We start from the raw sequence: 15307 nt of genomic DNA, 5'->3' as shown, positions 1-15307 counted from the left end.
CGAACCCTCGGGTTCGCGTTTTTTATTTACGCCAGCGGTTTTACTTGACCGTCTCGAGGATCCAGTCGCTGACCAGCGCGAGCGCGGCCGGCGCGAAGCTCTCTTCGATGTCGAAATACTCCGAGCTGGTGCCGGTCGGTGCGGTCTGGAACAGGTGGTTCAGTCCCGGCAGCTCCTTCACGGTGGCGCGCGGGTTGTCCTTGAGCGCCGTGCGGATCGCGCCGAGGTTCATGGCGGCGGGCACCTGGAAATCGCGTTCGCCGTTCAGGGCCAGGACCGGCTGGCGGACGGTCTGCAGCACGGGACCGGGTTCATGCCTCAGGAAGGGATGGAACCAGGGCGTGGAAAACGTCTGGACGCGCCGCATGCCCGTCCCTGCCGGAAGCGTGCCATTGCGCTCGGCTTCTTCCATCGCCTGGCGCGCCTTGTCGGTGGCTGCTTCCAGCCGCGGTTCCGAGGCCAGGGCCGCGAGCAGCGCGCGGTTCAGTGTGCGTTCCCTGGCAAGCATCTCGTCCGGCATGCCCTGCGCCCTGGCGCCCAGGGCCAGCTGTTCGACCATGAGCAGTTCGCCCCGCACGCCCGGCGCCGCCAGCATCACGACGAAGGCCAGGTCGGGATCGCGCGCGGCCACCAGCGGTGCGATCAACCCGCCCTCCGAATGGCCGACGATGCCGATGCGCCTGGTGTCGACGTCGGCGCGGCTGCGCAGGAAGCGTACGGCAGCCTCGGCATCGGCGGCGAAATCGAAGGTGCTTGCATCTTTGTACACGCCGGTCGACTTGCCGACGCCGCGCTTGTCGTAGCGCAGTACGGCGATCCCCTGGCGGTTCAGGTGGTCGGCCAGGACCACGAACAGCTTGTGCTCGGCCACGTTTGCAGCGCGGTCAAGCGGACCGGAGCCGTGTACCAGCACGACTGCAGGGAACGGACCCTTGCCCTGCGGGACGCTGAACGTGCCGGCCAGCCTGGCCTGGGCCGGGGCATTGTCGAAACTGACTTCGCTGCTCGTATAGGCCGGCTGGCGCGCCGCAATTGCCTCTTCTTGCGGGCGCTTCGGTTTCTGGGCGTCGGCGTCGGTGCGCGCGAGGCTCAGGGGAGTGCTCTGGCCTCCCTGGCTCCAGGTGCCGACCCAGGCCCTGGCCTCTTCGTTCCAGCGCGCCGTGTAGCCGGCGTTGAGCGCGAGTAACCTGAAGCTGATCTGGTCCTCGCTGACGACGAGCTGGTCCACCTTCGTGACCAGGCGCTGCTGTGGAACACGCAATGTGCCTTCCCAGCGTCCTTCCGCTGCCTTGTCGAACTGCAGGAAAACGCTCAGGGAGTTCGCAATGCGGCCTTTCCAGTGGCCGGCAGCATCTTCGGCCTGCACAGGACCGGCACTCATGAGGAAGGCGGCCAGCAGGCCGGCAGGGAGCAATTTCATGCGGTTTCTTTCGTTGGCTCGGGAACAACGAATGTAACCGCGCAGGAAACCGGACACAACAATGAGGCAGCAGTTCATTCCTCCTGCATACGCTGTTGTAAGCCTTCCCCAAAGCACAAAAATTTGCTTTTCATTAATGCCATGTTCCGGTAATAATCGATCAGGGTTTACCCCTCCAGTTTCATCATTCGGTCCCGCCCCACGGCATAACTCTTACAACGAAAAGACCCGTCTGACCCCATGAAGCTCTCCGACCTGAAAATCGCGACCCGCCTGTACCTCGGCTACGGCATCCTGATCGGCATCACCTCCATCGTCGTCGCCATCGCTTACGGCAACGTCACCGCGCTCGATTCCGCCAACGATGCCAACGTGCACACCTACAAGGTGCTGTTCGAAGTCGACGGCGCCATGGAAGCGCTGGTGAACATCGAAACGGGCGAGCGGGGCTATGCCCTGACCGGCCAGGATGCCTCGCTGCAGCCTTACACGGCCGGCCAGCAGGAATTCCAGCAGCACCTCGAGCGGGCGCTGGCGCTCACCGCCGACAACGAGGCGCAGCAGGGGCGCCTCAAGCAGCTTGCGCAGCACCAGCGCGACTGGATGGCGCTGGCCATCGAGCCGGTGATCGCCCAGCGCCGCGCCGCCGTCGGCGACGACCTGTCGCAGGTTGTCGCGACCGTCAGGGAGGGCAAGGGCAGGGCGGGCATGGATGCCATGCGCGCGACGGTGGCGCAGATCAGGGCTGCCGAAGACACGCTGCTGGTGGAGCGCGCGGCGCAGATCGGCGAAGCCCGTTCTGCCATGCGCCGCACCCTGATCGGCGGCGGCCTGATCGCCGCGGTGCTGGCGGTCTTCATGGCCTACCAGCTGGGCCGGAACATCAGCATCCCGCTGGGCCGCGCGGTCGGCCTGGCGCGCAAGGTGGCGCAGGGCGACCTGACCACCGAGGTCAAGGTCCGCACCCGGGACGAAGCCGGCGAACTGATGGCCGCGCTGAAGGACATGAACGCCTCCCTGGTGGCGATCGTCTCGAAGGTGCGCGCCGGGACTGCGACCATCGCGACCGCGGCCAGTGAGATTTCGGCCGGCAACCACGACCTCTCCAGCCGTACCGAACAGCAGGCTGCGTCGCTCGAGGAAACCGCGTCGTCGATGGAAGAGCTGACCTCGACCGTCAAGCAGAACGCCGACAATGCGCGCCAGGCCAACCAGCTGGCCGCGAGCGCCGCCGACACCGCCGCGCGCGGCGGCGAAGTGGTGGCGGAGGTGGTGACCACGATGGGCTCGATCAACGAAGCCTCGCGCAAGATTGCCGACATCATCACCGTCATCGACGGCATCGCCTTCCAGACCAACATCCTGGCGCTGAATGCGGCCGTGGAGGCGGCGCGCGCCGGCGAGCAGGGCCGCGGCTTCGCGGTGGTGGCGGGCGAGGTGCGCAACCTGGCGCAGCGTTCGGCCGCGGCCGCCAAGGAGATCAAGGGCCTGATCGGCGACTCGGTGTCGCGCGTGGAAGCCGGTTCGCGCCTGGTGGACCAGGCCGGCCGCACGATGGACGAAGTGGTGGCGAGCGTGAAGCGCGTGTCCGACATCATCGGCGAGATCGCGGCGGCTAGCGACGAGCAGCGCGAGGGGATCGAGCAGGTGAACGGCTCGATCGTGCAGATGGACCAGGTGACCCAGCAGAACGCGGCGCTGGTCGAGCAGGCCGCCGCTGCCGCCGCCGCGATGCGCGAGCAGGCCGCCGGACTGGCGCAGCTGGTGGATACCTTCCAGCTCGCAGCCTCGGCTACTACGCAGGCCCATGCACACGCTCCCGTGCAAGCACTGCCACGTCCGCCCGCCCGTGCGGCACTGCCGCGTAGCCGCCAGGCGGCGCGCGCCGGCAAGCGGCCTGCGCCGGCACCGGCGCTTGACGCCGCCGAGGTGGAATAAGCGTCCCGGACTTGTCTCGTAGCGGACGCGGATGCTGCGGCGTCGAGGTGTAAGATCGATGGCCTTCACCCGACAAGGAGACCGCCATGTTCAGCCTCGACGATTTCGCGCAGCTGCAGTTCCTGGAAGGCCGCTGGAAGGGCGTCGCGCCGGACGGCAAGGAATTCTTCGAAGAATATACCCGGACGGAACCCACGGTGTTCCAGTCGCACCGCTTCCCGGACAGCGCCTTCACCGGCCACACGGATGGCGCCAACATCAGCCTCGAGGACGGCGAGGTGATCTCGCAGTGGGGGGAGTACACCTGGAAGGCGTCGAGCATCGGCGCCGACTCGGCCGCCTTCGAGCCCGTGAATGCGCCGAGCCAGTTCATCTGGCGCCGGGTCGACGACGCGACCCTGGAAGCCCGCCAGCACTGGACGGCGGACGGCAAGGCGCAGGAATTCACGCTCCGGCTCACCAAACTGAACTAGCCACCCAAGGGCACGCGGCTGCATGAAGCAGGCCCTCGTCGTCCTCCTGCTGCTGGCCATGGGCGCCTATGTCGCGGCCTGCCTGGCGCTGTTCTTCCTGCAGCGCTCGCTGATCTATTATCCGCCGCCGGTGGCCGCCTACGCGGCGCCGAAGACCTCGATCCTCGCGCTGGACGGGGCCAGGGTCCTGGTGTCCGAACGGCCGCTGGCGGGCGAACGGGCCCTGATCTACCTCGGCGGAAATGCCGAGGACGTCACCGCCAGCCTGCCCATCCTCGACCGCGCCTTTCCCGGGCGCGCGCTCTACCTCCTGCATTACCGCGGCTACACCGGCAGCACTGGCAGTCCGTCCGAACAGGCCCTGGTCGGCGATGCGCTGGCCCTGTTCGACCGGGTGGCGCGCGAGCACCGGGACGTGGTGCTGATCGGGCGCAGCCTCGGCACCGGCGTGGCGGTGCAGGTGGCCAGCCAGCGGCCAGTCGCTAAACTGGTGCTGGTCACGCCCTATGACAGCCTGGCGGGACTGGCTGCCCGACAGTTTCCGTATTTTCCGGTACGCTGGCTGCTGCGCGACCGCTATGCCTCGTCGGAGTACGCGCCGCGCGTGCAGGCGCCGACGCTGTTGATCGCTGCCCAGCATGACGAAATCATTCCGGCAGACAGCGCCGAACGGCTGCTGGCGCGTTTTCCAGCCGGGGTGGCACGGCTGCGCGTGATCGAAGGAACGCAGCACAATTCGATTTCGGAGAGTCCCGACTACATCCCTTCGCTCCAGTGGGCGGAGTAACCCAGACAACGAAAAGGAGTCTTATGCCAGCCACACCATCCCTGCGTCACGTCGTGCTGTTCGCGTTCAAGGGCGATGCCAGCCAGGAAACGGTCGATGCCGTCGTCGCCGATTTCGGCCGGCTGCCCGCCGAGATCCCGGTCATTGCCGCCTACGAGTGGGGCACGAATGTGAGCCCCGAAGGCCTGAACCAGGGCTTCACCCACTGCTTCACCTTGACCTTCGCGAGCGACGCCGACCGCGACGCCTACCTGGTGCACCCGGCGCACCAGCGCTTCGTGGGTACCCTGGGCAGCTGCCTGGAACGTTCTCTGGTAGTCGATTACTGGACGCAGCCTTGAAACGCAGGCTCCTGCTGGGGCTGGCCATCGCATGGCAGATGCCGGCACTTGGGGCGGACCCGATCCCGCCACACCTGGCGGGCGTCTGGGCAACGGCAGATTCGCTGTATGCCGGCACCACCGCCCAGAGCGAGTTGTACCTGCAGGCGGACGGCAGCGGCATGATCATCGGTTCGGCGCCACCGCCGGTGCGCGTGGACGGGCCGGAGCGGGGCACGGCAGCGCCAAACATGCGCGTCGTCCTGGGCCTGCCGCTGCGCGCGGTGGCGGAGGCAGAGGTGCTGACCCTGCATCCGTTCTGGAAGGGCACAGGGCCGGGGACGGAACAGGCGAGGTTCAGCTGTCGCTACCTGGCGCAGGGACCGGCCCTGGCCTGCGTCGGCAGCGACAGGCGTGACATGCTGATGAAGCGGCGTAGCAGCACCCTGCCGCCTGATGCGGTGGCGACGATCGGCGCCGCGTTTGCGGAGGCCGCCGCCACGACCGTCAGGGCTGGCGCACCTCGCCCAGGGTCTTCCACACTTCCCTGAACTGCCCGACGATCTTCGGATCGTCCTGTTCGCCCTTGCCGCCAGCTTCGATGTTCGTCATCAGGATGCGGCCGGTGCCGCTGGCCGGGTCGATGAACATGAAGGCCGTGACGCCCGGGTCGCTGCCCGAATGCCCCACCAGCCCGTTCCTGCGGATGCGCCAGAACACGCCGCTGTTCGGTTCCGCCGCCGGGCTGGCGGCCGGCAAGGCGTCGGGCGCGAACTCCGGGTCGAACAGCAGGGTGAAGCCGGCCTTGGTCAGCACGCCTTCGCCGCCCTTGTAGCCCTTCACCATGGCCATCAGGAAGCGCGCCAGGTCGGCCGCGGAGGTGGTCAGGCCGCCGTCCGGGTAGGTGACCAGGGCGTAGCGCGGATAGGCCTGGTGGCGGCGGTTGTAGGCCAGCGCCTGGCGCTTCGCCTGGGCCGGGTCGGCGCGCCAGGTGGTGCTGCGCATCTGCAGCGGCTCGAAGATATGCTTGCGGGTGAAGGCCTCGAAGCTCTGGCCGCTTTTCACCTCGATCAGGTAGGCCGCCAGCGCCGCGCCGATGTTCGAGTAATGGTAGGCGGCGCCCGGCGCTGGCTTGGCGAAGTTGGTTTTCCGGTAGCTGCGCCCGCCCACCGCCAGGTAGTTCTTCAAGAAGCCGCCCAGGCTCAGGTCCTGGCGCCCCGGCTGGGTGAAGTCGCGCCTGAATTGCTGGTAGAGCGGGCCGCCGGTATCGGCATCGGGCAATACGTAGTAGGAGTGCCCGTAGATCTCGTCATCATCGACGATGCTCGAGGTGTGGGTGACCAGGTGGCGCACCGTGATCGGTCCGCCGCCATGCGGATGCTGCACCTGGAAGGGCAGGATGCCGTTGATCTCGGTGTCCAGTCCGAAGTAGCCGAGTTCGATCGCCTTCACGATCGCCACGCCGATCACGGTCTTGCTGACCGAGCCGACGTTCTGCAGCGTCTCCTCGGTGTAAGGGCGCCTGGCCTGCAGGTCCGCATGGCCGAAGCCGCGCTGGTACAGCACGGCATTGCTCGATACCACCGCCACCGCGAAGCCCGGCAGGCTCGAGGCCTGCTGGAGCTTGGCGAGCTTGTGGGTGAGGGCGGGCCGCTCTTCGGCTGCCTGCGCCACCGGGGCGGCGGCCAGCAGGGCCAGCAGGAAGGGCGCGAGCAGCTGCTTCATCGGGCTTGTACGTACAGGGGCGCGGGCTGAAATGCAAAACCGCGGCCAGGCCGCGGTTTCTCGTGTCGCATCGTCAGGCCCCGGATTTACTCCTGCCATTCCTGCAGCGCGCGAATGGCCGTCTCGCCGTTGCGGATCGCCTTGACGCGGCGTACGACTTCATTGTGCCAGGCTTCGTCGGCATCCTCGTCAGGACCATCGATATCCTGGAGGAGCAGGCGCACCAGCGCGTGCTTTTCCTCAGCACTCAGCATCTGGATCTTTTCCGCGATCTCGGCAACCAGGTTCGACATGATGCTCCTTCGGGTAATATTTTTGAAATAATAACTTGGGTTTTATAGGTTGTCGACCGGAACCATATTGTCCGTTGGTTTTCTGTCAATTAATTTATTGTCCGGGTCGATGCCGGCCCTCGCCGGACGTCCGCCGACCACCAGCGTCACGGTCTGGCTGGCACTGTCGACCAGGCGCCGTTCGCGCGCCAGCGGGTTGCCGTTGCGGTCGTCGACGCCGAATTCGATGTAGTCCTTGAGCGGCGCCGGCATCTCGTCGCCCAGTTCCCCGGCGCGCACCTTGCCCGCGTGCGCCCGGATCGTCACCTCGAACTTGCCGTCCGGACGCTGGCGCGCGCTGGCGCTGTCGGCGCGGTTCTCGTACAGCACGATGTGCTCGAACAGGTCGTCGATCAAATACGCCTTGTCGGGCGGCGTCACCGCGCGCAGCCGGTCGACCAGCGCCAGCACGGTCGGGTAGGGCGCGCCCTTGAAGCCGTGTTCCTGCAGCAGGCTGTTCAGGACGTGGTTGACGACGTCCTCGCCCAGCAGGTCGGCAAGCAGGTAGAGCGCCAGGCTGCCCTTGCGGTAGTGGACGTAGTCCTGGTTCTCGTTCTGCGCCAGCGGCAGTTCCTTGCGGCGCTCGGTGGCGCGGCCCATCAGGTAGCCATCCAGGTTGTAGCGCAGGAAGCGACGCATCTTCTGGCCGCCGACCGCGCGCTTCATGACCATCAGCGCGGTGTACTCGGACAGGCTCTCCGACAGCACGCTGGAACCGCGCGCGTGGGCGCCGGCCAGCTGGTGCCCCCACCACTGGTGGGCGGTCTCGTGGGCGCTGACGTAGAAGGGATAGTCGATGTCCTTGGGCGAATCGTCGTCGATGCGGGCGATGAAGCCGACGCTTTCCGAGAACGGGATGGTGCCCGGGAAGGCTTGCGCGTAGGACGCATAGCGCGGGAACTCGACGATGCGCAGCTCGCTGAACTGGTAGGGGCCGAAGCGGCGCGACGCGTATTCCAGGCTGGCCTGGGCGCCGCGGATCATGCGTTCGACATTGGCGTCGTGGCCCGGATGGTAGAACACGTCGATGGTCACGTCCTGCCAGCGGTCGTGCCGCACTTCGTAGCGCGCCGACTGGATGGCGTAGAAATTGAGGATCGGCTTGTCCATCCGGTAGTGGAAGTAGCGCCGCCCCTTGTCGATCCATTCCTTCTCCAGCGTGCCCGGGGCGATCGCGATCTGGTCGGGGGAGGTGGCGACGACGGCACTGAAGCCGATCCAGTCGGCGTCCATGCCGAGGACGTTGTTGGCGCGTGCCGCCGGGTCCTCGCGCGCGGGCAGCGGGTCCTTCGGCGGCAGGCCGCGGCGCTTGCGGTCGCGGTCGTCGACCAGCTCCACCGACGGCTGGTAGCCGATGCGCGGCATGACCTCGTTGGTGAAGAAGGTCCCGTTCTGGACGACCGGGGTGTCGCGGCCGATGCCGAGCAGGCCGCCCGGCTGGTAGCGCACGCTGAACTCGAGCGCCATGCGCGCGCCGGGCGCCAAGGGCTCGGCCAGGCGGTACAGGTAGAAGCCGTGCTCCGGATCGGCCGCTACCAGCCGCGCGGCCTGCGAGAAACGGGCGGCCAGTCCGGCGCCGCGCTGCTGGTACAGGACGACGTCGCGCAGCGGCGCACCGGTGCGGTTCTCCAGCTGGTAGAAACCCTTCACGGCCAGGCTGCGCGCCTCGGGGCGGACGTCGACCTGCAGGTCGACATTGGTGATGCGCGGCTGCGGCAGCCTGGCAAAGCGGCGGTAGCGCAGCTCGTATTCGGCGCGCAGGCTTTCCTGCTGCGCGCTGGTCAGGTAGCCGCCGGCGTGCAGCTCGTAGGCCAGCAGCGCACCCGTGCCCGCAAAGACCAGCAGGCCCGCGCCAAAGCCGGCCAGCACCGGCCTGGACAGGTTGCGGCGCGCCAGGCGCAGGCGCTCGCGCCAGCCGCTGTCGACGCCGCGCGCCCACAGCACGCGCGCCGCCACCATCAGCATCAGCGCCATGCCGCCCCAGTAGAGCTGGAACAGGTGCTCGCGCAGCAGGTAATGGCCGAAGCCGTTCATGGCCGAATAGGTGAAGGACGGCGTGCTGCCGTACACCAGCATCGGGTGGTCGAAGCCGAAGCCCTGCGCGGTCCCGAGCACCAGGTACAGGGCGATCAGGATGAAGTAGGCCAGGTAGCGGTTGTTGACGATCACCTGCATCGCGATCGCCGCCACCGCCAGCAGCGCGTACTGCGGCAGCAACACCGTGAACAGGAAGCGCAGGTAGAGGCCCGGCTCGAGGCCGAAATAACCCTTGAACAGCTGGATCAGCATCCCGACCAGCATCGCCATCACCAGGAGCAGGGCCTGCAGGCCGACCAGGGCCAGGGTCTTGCCCACCAACGGCAGCCAGGTCGGCGCCGGCATGGCATCGAGCATCTGCGCCATGCGCGCCTCGCGCTCGCGCCACACCATCTCGCCGGCGAACAGGGTGGTCACTACCAGCATGTACAGCGCAAACACGTCGCGGATCAGGTCCAGCACCATGTAGGTGACCGGATAGGTATTGGTGCCGTAGATCGAGCCGAGGTCGAGCGCGCTGGCGACCAGGATCAGGGCGCCGGCAACGCTCAGCGCCAGGAAATAGATGTTCCTGCTCGACTCGCGCAGGTTGTACAGCACCGACTTCCCCAGCAGGACGGCCAGGCTGCGGCGCTCGAAGTCGGGCGGCTCGCGGGTGTCGACGGCTGTATGCGACAGCTGCTGCGGGGCGAGGTCGGGCAGCGTGTCGGCCAGCCCCTGGCCCTGGACCTTCTTGTGGCGCGCGTCGACGTTGCCGGTGGTGTGGAAGCGCCAGTAGCCGAACAGCAGGACCGCCAGCCCGAAGCCGACCCAGATCAGGCGGTTCACCAGGTACACGCCTTCGAGCGTGACGGGGCGCGTGTTGCGCTCGGCGATCGGCCAGTACTCGGTGAGGCGGATCAGGGCGGTGGTGCCGAAGGGATCCATCAGCGCGGCCAGGGTCTTGTAGTCGAGGTCGCGCGCCAGCGAGGGGGCGACGATGTAGCCGATCATCATGACGATGGCGGCCACGTAGACCGGCAGCATGCGGCGCGATAGCGCGGCCAGCACGAAGAACAGGGCGCCGAAGATGAAGGTGTTGGGCAGCAGCGTGAGCAGGTAGGGCAGCAGGTAGTTCGCCAGTCCGCCGGGTCCCAGGCGGTCGGGCTGGATGCCGGGGATGGAGGTCCCGAGCCAGGCGCCCAGCACGATGCTCGACAGGATCACCGCGAGCGTGGCGAAGGCCCCGAGGAAGCGTCCCAGCACGTAGTCCGCCTTGCGGATCGGCGCGCTGAAGAAGAAGTGCTGCATCTCGTATTCGAAGTCCTGCTGCACCGAGCGGCCCATCACGGCCGCCACCACGATCACGCCGAAGCAGCCGAGGAAGGATGCGGTCAGCGCGATCTGGCGCGGCGCATTGATCAGGACCCGGCCGCCGAAGGTGACGATGGCGTCGCGGAAGGCGCCGCCCGCCGCCGCCATCCACAGCATCGCCAGCGCCAGGAAGATGCCGAAGTAGATCCAGGTCGACAGCAGCCGCAGCCGCTGCCGCGCCTCGAAACCGGCGATGGCGAACAGCGGGGCCATCGCTCAGCAGTTCCCCGCCGCGGCGTTGAATTTACCCGCGATGGTGGCGAAGTAGACGTCTTCCAGGCTGGCGCGGGCCGGCTCGAAGCCGTCGCCCGGGTCGGTCTCGGCATACACGTGGATCAGGGTCCGGCCGGTGAGCAGGCGGGTCGAGATGACCTGGTGGCGCTTCTGGAACACCGGCAGTTCCTGCTTGGTGACGAAGCGCGCCCAGATGTAGTCTTCGATTTCGTAGGTCAGGTCCTGCGGGTCGCCGCACAGCAGCACGTGGCCCTTGTGGATGATCGCCATGTTGGCGCACAGGTCGGCCACGTCGGACACGATGTGGGTCGACAGGATGACGGTCTTGTCCTCGCCGATCTCGGACAGCAGGTTGTGGAAGCGCACGCGCTCCTGCGGGTCCAGGCCGGCGGTGGGCTCGTCGACGATGATCAGGCGCGGGTCGCCCAGCAGGGCCTGGGCGATGCCGAAGCGCTGGCGCATGCCGCCTGAGAAGCTGCCGAGGCGCTGGTTTCGCACTTCCCAGAGGTTGGTCTGCTGGAGCAGGCCGTCGACCACCTCGCGCCGGCGGTGCTTGTGCGACAGGCCCTTGAGCTGGGCGAAATGGTCGAGCAGCTCGTAAGCGGTCACTTTCGGGTAGACGCCGAAATCCTGCGGCAGGTAGCCGAGCATGCGGCGTACCTCGTCCTTTTCGTCGAGGACGTCGATGTCGTCCAGGAAGACCGAGCCGGAATCGCATTCCTGCAGGGTGGCGAGGATCCGCATCAGCGTCGATTTGCCGGCGCCGTTCGGACCGAGCAGCCCGAACATCCCGGCCGGGATGTTGAGGGTGACACGGTCGAGCGCGACCACGCCATTGGCGTACGTCTTCGACAAATTGCGGATTTTCAATTCCATGCCATATCCTCAAGCGTGCATATAAACCTTTTTCAACACTTGCATTGTATTAAATTGTCCTGGGGTTTGTGGCGACTTCGCGACGCACGGGCGCTTTGATGGCCCAGACTGCATAATCCGATGACAGAACGTATGACAAAGCGCAGCAATACTTTCCTTGAATAAACATTGCTCGCGTAAAGCCGGGAAACATGGATAATGGCAGGATGAACAAGGCCATCCAGGACAAGCTGCTGGCGCTGATGCGCGAAGGACGCGACCGGACCGAGTCGACCGACTGGTTCCGGGTGTCGCTGGGCCTGTTCTACCTGGCGGCGCTGATGACCGAGGAGGCGATCGACTTCAAGAAGGTCGACCGCGAGTTCAACCGTTTCATCTATCACACCCTCGGCAAGGGCCATACCATCACCAGCGTGCTGCAGTACATGAGCGGCGCGAAGGTGATGCCGACCGTCGAATCCGAACGTTTCATGGATGCGTTCCGGCGCCACTGCCCGGAAATCCCGATCGCGTCGATTCCCTTCCTGCTCGAGCTGAACCTGGGCGTGGCGAAGAACATCTCCGGGCTGGAGGCGGCGGGTCCGCTGGCCGACTGGATCGCCTGCAGGAAAGCCGAGGCGGGGGCGCCGGGCGCCTGAGCCCCGCGGCTGGGCCTATAATGGTGTTTTCGAATATCGCATTTGACAACATCATGAGCGCATACCGTTCCAACTCCTCCCTCGACGACCTGATCGCCGGCTTCGACAAGGCCCTGCGCGTGGTCGGCGGCGTCGCCGCGTCCTCGCGCCCGAACCCGGGCGCGCATGCCACCGACTGCGAACTGAGCGACGACGAGCGGCGCCACAGCGCGGGCCTGATGCGCGTGAACCATGTCGGGGAAGTGTGCGCGCAGGCGCTGTACGACTCGCAGGCGCGCTTCGGTAAGAGCCCGGCGATCCGCAAGCAGTTCGAAAAGTCGGCGCGCGAGGAAGAAGACCACCTGGCCTGGACCGCCGAGCGCCTGTCCGAGCTGGGTTCGCAGCCGAGCCTGCTCAATCCGCTGTGGTATGCGGGTTCCTACGTGCTGGGCAGCATCGCGGCCAAGCTGGGCGATCCGCACAGCCTGGGCTTCGTGGTCGAGACCGAGCGCCAGGTCGAGGCGCACCTGAACCGCCACCTCGAGGACCTGCCGCCGCAGGATGCGAAATCGCGTGCGATCGTGGAACAGATGCGGGTCGACGAGATCGCCCACGGCGCCTCGGCGCAGGCGCTGGGCGCGGCCGAGACGCCGCTGCCGGTGCGGATGCTGATGACGGCGATGTCGAAGGTGATGACGACCACCGCATATCGTATTTGACGAGAGGCGCCGCGGCCGGGCGCCGGCCGCTCAGACCTCGACGATCTCCACCGTGTGCGTGATCTCGGCCGTCTTGGCCAGCATGATCGACGCTGAGCAGTACTTGTCGTGCGACAGGCTGACCGCGCGCTCGACCGCCGCCGGCTTCAGGTTGCGCCCGGTGACCGTGAAGTGGAAGTTGATCTTGGTGAAGACCTTCGGCTCGGTCTCCGCGCGCTCGGCCTGCAGCGTCACGTCGCAGCCGCGCACGTCTTCGCGGCCGCGCTTGAGGATCAGCACCACGTCATAGGCGGTGCAGCCGCCGGTGCCGACCAGCACCATCTCCATCGGGCGCGGCGCCAGGTTGTGGCCGCCGCCTTCCGGCGCGCCATCCATCGCCACCATGTGGCCGCTGCCGGTCTCGGCGCGAAAACTCATGCCCGACGGGCCGTTCCAGCTGACTTTCACTTCCATGTATTTTTCTCCGCTGAGGTCTGTTGCCGCTGCATTGTAAAGCAGGAGGGGACGCCATGTAATGGCGCCATCGCAGGCGCCCCTCCTTATGCTGACATCAAGGCAACCTCAGACGGCCAGCACGTAGCGCTCGCTCTTCATGCGCCAGCTGGCGAAGGCCACGATCAGCAGGGCGGGAATCGCCGAGCACAGGAAGGTCAGCAGGTAGGGCATGGCGCCGAGGTCGCCCGCCTTGGAAGCTTCCTTGATCAGGGTCTGGTTGGACAGCATCGGCACCAGGTACATCCAGTCCGCGGTCTTCAGTTCCAGGAAGGAGATGACCATGGTCGGGACCAGCGGCAGGACGGCGACGATGCTGAGGATGGTCTGCGCTTCCTTGAAGGTCTTGGAGTTCATCGCCAGGGCGATGAACAAGGCGCCGGCCAGCAGCGACAGCGACACCGTGACCAGGCAGATCATCAGCATCTGGCCCCAGCCCAGGCTCCAGGACATGCCGATCTCCTCCAGCGGCAGCCACTTGAAGACCGCGTGCGCCAGGAGCAGCTCGAGGGTCACGCCGACGATGCTCAGGGTGCTGGCGGCCAGCCACTTGCCGCCGATGAGCTCCCAGGTCTTGGCCGGCTGCGCCATCAGCACTTCGAGCGAGCGGCGTTCGCGTTCGCCCGCGGTGCTGTCGACGCTGGCCGACAGGCACAGCATGAAGGCCGGGAAGAACAGGAAGCCCATGATGCTGCCCACCACCATCGCCGAACGCGAGGCATTGGTGCCGGTGTCGTAGCGCTGGACCATGATCGGGGTCACCGCCGCCGGCGACACGCCGTGCGCCAGCAGGCGCGCGCCGGCCACGTTGGAACCATAGGCTTCCAGCACGTCCTCGACGTCGCGGCGCTGGCCACCGCTTTCGGTCGCGGAGTCGTACCAGATCTCGAGCCGGGCCGGGCGCATCGCGTAGTACTGCTCGACGAAGTCGTCCGGCAGGCGCAGCACCGCAGCTACCTTCTTGCTGCGCAGCAGCTCAGCGATGGCTTCCTCGTCCATCGCCGGCGTGTCCTTGACGGTGATGTTCTTCTGGCCCAGCTGGGACATCAGGGTCGGCGCCTTGGCCCCGCCGATGACCGCCAGCTCGATGCCTTCGCGCTCGGACTTGGTGCTTTTCTCGATCGCCTGGTTCAGCATGAAGCCGAACAGGATCGGGTAGAGCAGGGTGAACATGGCGAGCATGCCGAGCGTGCGCTTGTCGCGCAGGGTCTCGAGCAGTTCTTTCAGGTAGACGACCAACAGCCTGGATTTCATGCGATTCCTTCCTCAGTGCCGACCAGGTGCACGAACGCGTCTTCCAGGTTGGCGATGCCGGTACGCCGGCACAGTTCATCGGGTGAGCCCTGGGCCACGGTGTGGCCGCCGGCGATGACGATCACGTCTTCGCACAGGGCTGTCACTTCCTGCATCACGTGGGTGGCCATGATCACGCAGCAGCCTTCGGCGCGCAGCGCCCCCAGCGCGGTGCGCAGGGCGCGCGTGCTCATGACGTCCAGGCCGCGGCTCGGCTCGTCGAGCAGCAGGTGGCGCGGCCGGTGCAGCAGCGTGCGCGCCAGCGCCACCTTGATGCGCTGGCCCTGCGAGAAGCCCTTGTTGCGGCGGGTCAGGATGTCGTCCATGCCAAGCAGCGCGGACACTTCCTCGATGCGTTTGGCGATGGCGGGACGGCTCATGCCGTTGAGCTCACCGAAGTAGGTGAGGTATTCGCGCGTGCTGAGGCGCTCGTACAGGCCGAACTGGTCGGTCAGGAAGCCGATGCTGCGGCGTACCGCCATCGGGTCCTTTTCCGGATCGACGCCGTCGATCGCGATGCTGCCGTGGTCGCGCTTGAGCAGCCCGACCAGGGTGCGCAGCAGGGTGGTCTTGCCGGCGCCGTTGGGGCCGAGCAGCGCGGTGATCTGGCCGTCGTTCGCGGTGAAACTGACGCCGCCCAGCGCCTTCACGGCGCCAAAGCTCTTGCGTACATCGTGGACTTCAATCATGT

The 15307-nt window shown here is 66.7% G+C and carries 15 protein-coding genes; 7 read left to right on the top strand and 8 right to left on the bottom strand.

Features of this window, described 5'->3' with window-relative positions; genetic code table 11:
* Positions 1 to 40: 40 nt before the first annotated feature.
* Positions 41 to 1420, bottom strand: a complete 1380-nt coding sequence (locus YWC_RS0113315; protein WP_027865829.1) for an alpha/beta hydrolase family protein — start codon at positions 1418 to 1420, stop codon at positions 41 to 43.
* Between the two features lie 240 nt (positions 1421 to 1660).
* Here YWC_RS0113315 and YWC_RS29295 point away from each other — a divergent pair, with 240 nt between their 5' ends.
* The 5 genes from YWC_RS29295 (at position 1661) to YWC_RS0113290 (ending at position 5489) form a co-directional block, all read left to right on the top strand.
* Complete coding sequence (locus YWC_RS29295; RefSeq protein WP_051306437.1) at positions 1661 to 3358, top strand: methyl-accepting chemotaxis protein; 1698 nt, start codon at positions 1661 to 1663, stop codon at positions 3356 to 3358.
* Positions 3359 to 3444: 86 nt separating this feature from the next.
* Positions 3445 to 3831 carry a hypothetical protein gene (locus YWC_RS0113305; protein WP_027865828.1) on the top strand — a complete coding sequence of 129 codons (387 nt, stop codon included), beginning with the start codon at positions 3445 to 3447 and terminating at the stop codon, positions 3829 to 3831.
* A 22-nt stretch (positions 3832 to 3853) separates the two neighbouring features.
* The gene (locus tag YWC_RS0113300) at positions 3854 to 4618 is read left to right on the top strand and encodes an alpha/beta hydrolase (protein WP_027865827.1); all 765 of its coding nucleotides are present in this window, start codon (positions 3854 to 3856) and stop codon (positions 4616 to 4618) included.
* A gap of 23 nt (positions 4619 to 4641) precedes the next feature.
* The gene (locus tag YWC_RS29290) at positions 4642 to 4959 is read left to right on the top strand and encodes a Dabb family protein (protein ID WP_084416421.1); all 318 of its coding nucleotides are present in this window, start codon (positions 4642 to 4644) and stop codon (positions 4957 to 4959) included.
* A complete protein-coding gene (locus tag YWC_RS0113290) occupies positions 4956 to 5489 on the top strand; it encodes a hypothetical protein (protein WP_027865826.1) in 534 nt (177 codons plus the stop codon). The genes YWC_RS29290 and YWC_RS0113290 overlap by 4 nt, the downstream gene beginning before the upstream one ends.
* Here YWC_RS0113290 and YWC_RS0113285 read toward each other — a convergent pair.
* The 4 genes from YWC_RS0113285 to YWC_RS0113270 form a co-directional block, all read right to left on the bottom strand.
* The gene (locus YWC_RS0113285) at positions 5446 to 6663 is read right to left on the bottom strand and encodes a serine hydrolase domain-containing protein (protein WP_027865825.1); all 1218 of its coding nucleotides are present in this window, start codon (positions 6661 to 6663) and stop codon (positions 5446 to 5448) included. The two genes, YWC_RS0113290 and YWC_RS0113285, sit on opposite strands and share 44 nt — an antisense overlap.
* 86 nt (positions 6664 to 6749) lie before the next feature.
* Positions 6750 to 6956: an addiction module protein gene (locus YWC_RS0113280; RefSeq protein WP_027865824.1), complete on the bottom strand. Its 207-nt coding sequence runs from the start codon at positions 6954 to 6956 to the stop codon at positions 6750 to 6752.
* Between the two features lie 42 nt (positions 6957 to 6998).
* Positions 6999 to 10598 carry an ABC transporter permease/M1 family aminopeptidase gene (locus YWC_RS0113275; RefSeq protein ID WP_027865823.1) on the bottom strand — a complete coding sequence of 1200 codons (3600 nt, stop codon included), beginning with the start codon at positions 10596 to 10598 and terminating at the stop codon, positions 6999 to 7001.
* 3 nt (positions 10599 to 10601) lie between these two features.
* Positions 10602 to 11495: an ABC transporter ATP-binding protein gene (locus tag YWC_RS0113270; RefSeq protein WP_027865822.1), complete on the bottom strand. Its 894-nt coding sequence runs from the start codon at positions 11493 to 11495 to the stop codon at positions 10602 to 10604.
* A gap of 206 nt (positions 11496 to 11701) precedes the next feature.
* On the opposite strand from YWC_RS0113270, the gene YWC_RS0113265 reads away from it, so the two are divergent.
* Both YWC_RS0113265 and coq7 read left to right on the top strand, forming a co-directional pair.
* Positions 11702 to 12133, top strand: a complete 432-nt coding sequence (locus tag YWC_RS0113265) for a hypothetical protein (RefSeq protein WP_036214304.1) — start codon at positions 11702 to 11704, stop codon at positions 12131 to 12133.
* 53 nt (positions 12134 to 12186) lie between these two features.
* Positions 12187 to 12831 carry a 2-polyprenyl-3-methyl-6-methoxy-1,4-benzoquinone monooxygenase gene (gene coq7 / locus YWC_RS0113260; RefSeq protein ID WP_027865820.1) on the top strand — a complete coding sequence of 215 codons (645 nt, stop codon included), beginning with the start codon at positions 12187 to 12189 and terminating at the stop codon, positions 12829 to 12831.
* A gap of 30 nt (positions 12832 to 12861) precedes the next feature.
* On the opposite strand, the gene YWC_RS0113255 is transcribed toward coq7, so the two are convergent.
* From YWC_RS0113255 to YWC_RS0113245, 3 genes are all read right to left on the bottom strand, one after another.
* Positions 12862 to 13284, bottom strand: coding sequence for an OsmC family protein (locus tag YWC_RS0113255; RefSeq protein ID WP_027865819.1), 423 nt, complete (start codon positions 13282 to 13284; stop codon positions 12862 to 12864).
* 108 nt (positions 13285 to 13392) lie between these two features.
* The gene (locus tag YWC_RS0113250) at positions 13393 to 14577 is read right to left on the bottom strand and encodes an ABC transporter permease (RefSeq protein ID WP_027865818.1); all 1185 of its coding nucleotides are present in this window, start codon (positions 14575 to 14577) and stop codon (positions 13393 to 13395) included.
* A complete protein-coding gene (locus YWC_RS0113245; RefSeq protein ID WP_027865817.1) occupies positions 14574 to 15305 on the bottom strand; it encodes an ABC transporter ATP-binding protein in 732 nt (243 codons plus the stop codon). Before YWC_RS0113245 ends, YWC_RS0113250 begins: the two co-directional genes overlap by 4 nt.
* Positions 15306 to 15307: the final 2 nt, after the last annotated feature.

It is taken from the genome of Massilia alkalitolerans DSM 17462 (assembly GCF_000427785.1).
Classification (GTDB): domain Bacteria; phylum Pseudomonadota; class Gammaproteobacteria; order Burkholderiales; family Burkholderiaceae_D; genus Telluria; species Telluria alkalitolerans.
The sequence above is the reverse complement of the archived record's forward strand: the minus strand, read 5'-3'. Positions and strand labels throughout refer to the sequence as shown.

Excerpts from the sequence above, each read along its gene's own strand:
- YWC_RS0113315 (WP_027865829.1), bottom strand. The coding sequence starts at position 1,420 with ATGAAATTGCTCCCTGCCGGCCTGCTGGCCGCCTTCCTCATGAGTGCC.
- YWC_RS29295 (WP_051306437.1), top strand. The coding sequence starts at position 1,661 with ATGAAGCTCTCCGACCTGAAAATCGCGACCCGCCTGTACCTCGGCTAC.
- YWC_RS0113305 (WP_027865828.1), top strand. The coding sequence starts at position 3,445 with ATGTTCAGCCTCGACGATTTCGCGCAGCTGCAGTTCCTGGAAGGCCGC.
- YWC_RS0113300 (WP_027865827.1), top strand. The coding sequence starts at position 3,854 with ATGAAGCAGGCCCTCGTCGTCCTCCTGCTGCTGGCCATGGGCGCCTAT.
- YWC_RS29290 (WP_084416421.1), top strand. The coding sequence starts at position 4,642 with ATGCCAGCCACACCATCCCTGCGTCACGTCGTGCTGTTCGCGTTCAAG.
- YWC_RS0113285 (WP_027865825.1), bottom strand. The coding sequence starts at position 6,663 with ATGAAGCAGCTGCTCGCGCCCTTCCTGCTGGCCCTGCTGGCCGCCGCC.
- YWC_RS0113280 (WP_027865824.1), bottom strand. The coding sequence starts at position 6,956 with ATGTCGAACCTGGTTGCCGAGATCGCGGAAAAGATCCAGATGCTGAGT.
- YWC_RS0113275 (WP_027865823.1), bottom strand. The coding sequence starts at position 10,598 with ATGGCCCCGCTGTTCGCCATCGCCGGTTTCGAGGCGCGGCAGCGGCTG.
- YWC_RS0113270 (WP_027865822.1), bottom strand. The coding sequence starts at position 11,495 with ATGGAATTGAAAATCCGCAATTTGTCGAAGACGTACGCCAATGGCGTG.
- YWC_RS0113265 (WP_036214304.1), top strand. The coding sequence starts at position 11,702 with ATGAACAAGGCCATCCAGGACAAGCTGCTGGCGCTGATGCGCGAAGGA.
- coq7 (WP_027865820.1), top strand. The coding sequence starts at position 12,187 with ATGAGCGCATACCGTTCCAACTCCTCCCTCGACGACCTGATCGCCGGC.
- YWC_RS0113255 (WP_027865819.1), bottom strand. The coding sequence starts at position 13,284 with ATGGAAGTGAAAGTCAGCTGGAACGGCCCGTCGGGCATGAGTTTTCGC.
- YWC_RS0113250 (WP_027865818.1), bottom strand. The coding sequence starts at position 14,577 with ATGAAATCCAGGCTGTTGGTCGTCTACCTGAAAGAACTGCTCGAGACC.
- YWC_RS0113245 (WP_027865817.1), bottom strand. The coding sequence starts at position 15,305 with ATGATTGAAGTCCACGATGTACGCAAGAGCTTTGGCGCCGTGAAGGCG.